Source organism: Mesorhizobium sp. M7A.F.Ca.CA.002.09.1.1 (genome assembly GCF_003998555.1).
Taxonomy (GTDB): Bacteria; Pseudomonadota; Alphaproteobacteria; order Rhizobiales; family Rhizobiaceae; genus Mesorhizobium; species Mesorhizobium ciceri.
Genome location: NZ_RZRR01000673.1, coordinates 1 through 3,187 on the forward strand (window position 1 = coordinate 1; position 3,187 = coordinate 3,187).

Genomic DNA, 3,187 nt, shown 5'->3' on the forward strand with positions numbered 1-3,187 from the left:
AGTATTGTCCGCGCGACCTCTGACAAAGGCGGAAATCCGCGATTCCGGCCTTTCCCCGATCTGGCACGACGCTTGCAAAACTGTTTTCAGCGGCGTGCGACCGGAGCGCCGCGATGGGAGAAGTCACGCAGGCGATCCGTTTTCGCCCATCCGGCCAGGGAGAGTTCGATGCACATCGCAGACCAATCAGGCGCGCTTGCCGCGCAGCGCAAACCTTTCTATGCCCAACTCTACGTGCAGGTGCTCGTCGCGATCACCGTCGGCATCCTGCTCGGCCATTTCTATCCGTCGGTCGGCGAGAGCATGAAGCCGCTCGGCGACGCCTTCATCAAGCTGGTCAAGATGATCATCGCCCCGGTCATCTTCCTGACCGTGACAACGGGCATTGCCGGCATGAGCGACCTGCAGAAGGTCGGGCGTGTTGCCGGCAAGGCGATGCTCTATTTCCTCACCTTTTCGACGTTGGCGCTGATCATCGGCCTTGTCGTCGCCAATGTCGTGCAGCCGGGCGCCGGCTTCAACATCGACCCGGCGACGCTCGACGCCTCGACCGTCAACACCTACGCCGCCAAGGCGCACGATCAGTCGGTCACCGGGTTCCTGATGAACATCATCCCGTCGACCATCGTCGGCGCCTTCGCCGACGGCGACATCCTGCAGGTGCTGTTCTTCTCGGTGCTGTTCGGCATCGCGCTGGCGCTGGTCGGCGACAAGGGCATGCCCGTGCTCAACTTCCTGCAGGCACTGACGACGCCGATCTTCAAGCTGGTCAGCGTGCTGATGAAGGCCGCCCCCATCGGTGCCTTCGGCGCCATGGCCTTCACCATCGGCAAATACGGCATCGGCGCGGTCATCAATCTCGCCATGCTGGTCGGCACCTTTTACGTGACGTCGTTCCTGTTCGTGTTCATCGTGCTGGGTGCGGTCTGCCGCTACAACGGCTTCTCCATCCTGTCGCTGATCCGCTACATCAAGGAAGAGCTGCTTTTGGTGCTGGGCACCTCCTCGTCGGAGGCCGCCCTGCCCTCGCTGATGGAAAAGATGGAGAAGGCCGGCGCCAAGCGCTCGGTGGTCGGCCTGGTCATCCCGACCGGCTATTCCTTCAACCTCGACGGCACCAACATCTACATGACCTTGGCGGCGCTGTTCATCGCACAGGCGACCAACATCCACCTGTCGATGGGTGACCAGATCCTGCTGCTGCTGGTGGCCATGCTCTCGTCCAAGGGTGCCGCCGGCATCACCGGAGCGGGCTTCATCACCCTTGCCGCCACGCTGTCGGTGGTTCCGGCGGTGCCGGTCGCCGGTATGGCGCTGATCCTCGGCGTCGACCGCTTCATGTCGGAATGCCGGGCGCTGACCAACTTCGTTGGCAATGCCGTCGCCACGCTGGTGGTGGCGCGCTGGGAAGGCGAACTCGACGAGGCCAAGCTGGCGAGGGCGCTGGCGGGCACGGCTGATGACAGCCTGCCGGCGGATGTCGTCCCCGCCGAGTAACCACGTGTGGCTTATGCGTAAAAGGCCGGAGGCATGCTGCCTGCGGCCTTTGTCATGCAGTCGCACGTCAGACGGTGCCGATCTTGCTCAGTGGTGTGTCCGGATATGTGCTTGGGCCGACAGGCATGCGGGCTGCCAAAGTGCCCTCGTCGTCGAACAGCACAAGGCTGGCGGCGCCGACGAGCCCGGCATGGCGGCCGAGCTGTGCTGGAACGACCGGTACGTCGCGATAGGCGCGCATGGCCCGCTGCCTGATGGTTGCCTCGATGGTCGGCGCCATCAGGTCGAGCCCATTGGCGATGCCGCCGCCGACGACCAGCACATCGGGCGAATAGAGATGTAACAGGTTGGTGAAGCCGACGCCCAGCCAGCGGGCTTCCTCGTCCAGCAAGGCCGAGGCAAGATCGTCGCGCAGCCGTGCCGCCTCGACGACATGGCGGCCGGTCACCTCCGCATCCGCTGACAGGCGCCGCAAGGCCGAGCCGTCGCCGGCGGCCGTGGCGGCGGTGGCGCGGCGGCCGAGCGCGGTTCCCGAAGCGATGGCCTCGAAGCAGCCGATAACGCCGCACACGCAACGCTCGCCCTCATTGGTGATGGTCATGTGACCGATCTCGGCGGCAAGGCCACGGCGGCCATGCAGGATGCGCCCATCGACGACGACACCGCCGCCGATGCCGGTCGACACCGTGACAAAGACCAGCGAGCGAGCGCCATGGCCGGCGCCGAAGCGCCATTCGCCGAGCGCCGCGGCATTGGCGTCGTTCTCCAGACGGACCGGCAGGCCGAGCCGCCGCTCGAGGATGTCGGCAAGCGGCACATCCAGCCAGCCGGTGAGTGTCGGCGGGCCGACGGCGATGCCGGCCAGCGGATCAAGCGGTCCCGGCGCACCGACACCGACGCCGACGACCGACAGTGCCGGGGCTTCGGCATGGACGGTCGCCGCCAGCGCCTCGATCTGGCCGATCACCACGTCTGGACCGGCCTGCGCCTGCGTCGGCACCGCTGCGAATGCCAGGATCTTGCCCTCACGGTCGACCAGGGCGGCGCGAAGCTCCGTCCCGCCAAGATCGATCGCAAGGGCGGCTTCCGTTGTCATGCCGCGACCTTCAAGCCGTGCAGCCAGCCGATGCGGCCGGCGAGGTCCTTGTCACCGAAGGCGAGCGAACCGAGAACCACGGTTTCGGCCCCGGCGGCACGCAGCAACGGCACGGTCTCGTGGCGGATGCCGCCGTCGGCCGCCAGAACCACTTGCGCCTCGCGGCCGGCCTTTCTCAGGATGGCGCGGGTAGCGCCCAGCCTGTCGCAGGCCTTGTCCGACAGGCTCTGTCCCTTGACGCCGATTGCGGTTCCAAGAAGCGTTACGAAGGCGACTTCCGGGACGAAGGCCGTCACCGCTTCCACAGGCGTCTCCAGCCTGAGCACGACGCCCGCCTCGGCGCCGAGCTCCCGCGCCAGCCGCACGGCGCGCAATCCCGCTTCGCCATTCTCGGCATGGACGCTGATCATGTCGGCGCCGGCTTCGATGAACTGGCGCGTCTGCGCCTCGACGATTGCTTCATCGACCATCAGGTGGACATGGATGGGCTTGGCCGTCAGCCCGGCGATGCGGGCAACGAGGTCGGGGAAGAACAGGAAGGACGGGGCGAAATGACCGTCCGCCACATCGATATGATGAAGATCGACATAGGGT

The 3,187-nt window shown here is 66.1% G+C and carries 3 protein-coding genes; 1 reads left to right on the top strand and 2 read right to left on the bottom strand.

The annotated features are described in order from the left end of the window. Positions 1–168 precede the first annotated feature (168 nt). Positions 169–1,497, top strand: coding sequence for a dicarboxylate/amino acid:cation symporter (locus EN994_RS24250; RefSeq protein WP_063167594.1), 1,329 nt, complete (start codon positions 169–171; stop codon positions 1,495–1,497). 67 nt (positions 1,498–1,564) lie between these two features. Here EN994_RS24250 and EN994_RS24255 read toward each other — a convergent pair whose 3' ends face one another. Both EN994_RS24255 and EN994_RS24260 read right to left on the bottom strand, forming a co-directional pair. Further along, positions 1,565–2,593 carry an ROK family protein gene (locus tag EN994_RS24255; RefSeq protein WP_024502565.1) on the bottom strand — a complete coding sequence of 343 codons (1,029 nt, stop codon included), beginning with the start codon at positions 2,591–2,593 and terminating at the stop codon, positions 1,565–1,567. Next, positions 2,590–3,187 (bottom strand): ribulose-phosphate 3-epimerase (locus EN994_RS24260; RefSeq protein WP_127307859.1); only part of this gene is annotated, 598 nt, incomplete at its 5' end. The genes EN994_RS24255 and EN994_RS24260, both read right to left, overlap by 4 nt.

Bases quoted from the DNA above. Each gene is read 5' to 3' on its own strand.
- EN994_RS24250 (WP_063167594.1), top strand. From the start codon at position 169: ATGCACATCGCAGACCAATCAGGCGCGCTTGCCGCGCAGCGCAAACCT.
- EN994_RS24255 (WP_024502565.1), bottom strand. From the start codon at position 2,593: ATGACAACGGAAGCCGCCCTTGCGATCGATCTTGGCGGGACGGAGCTT.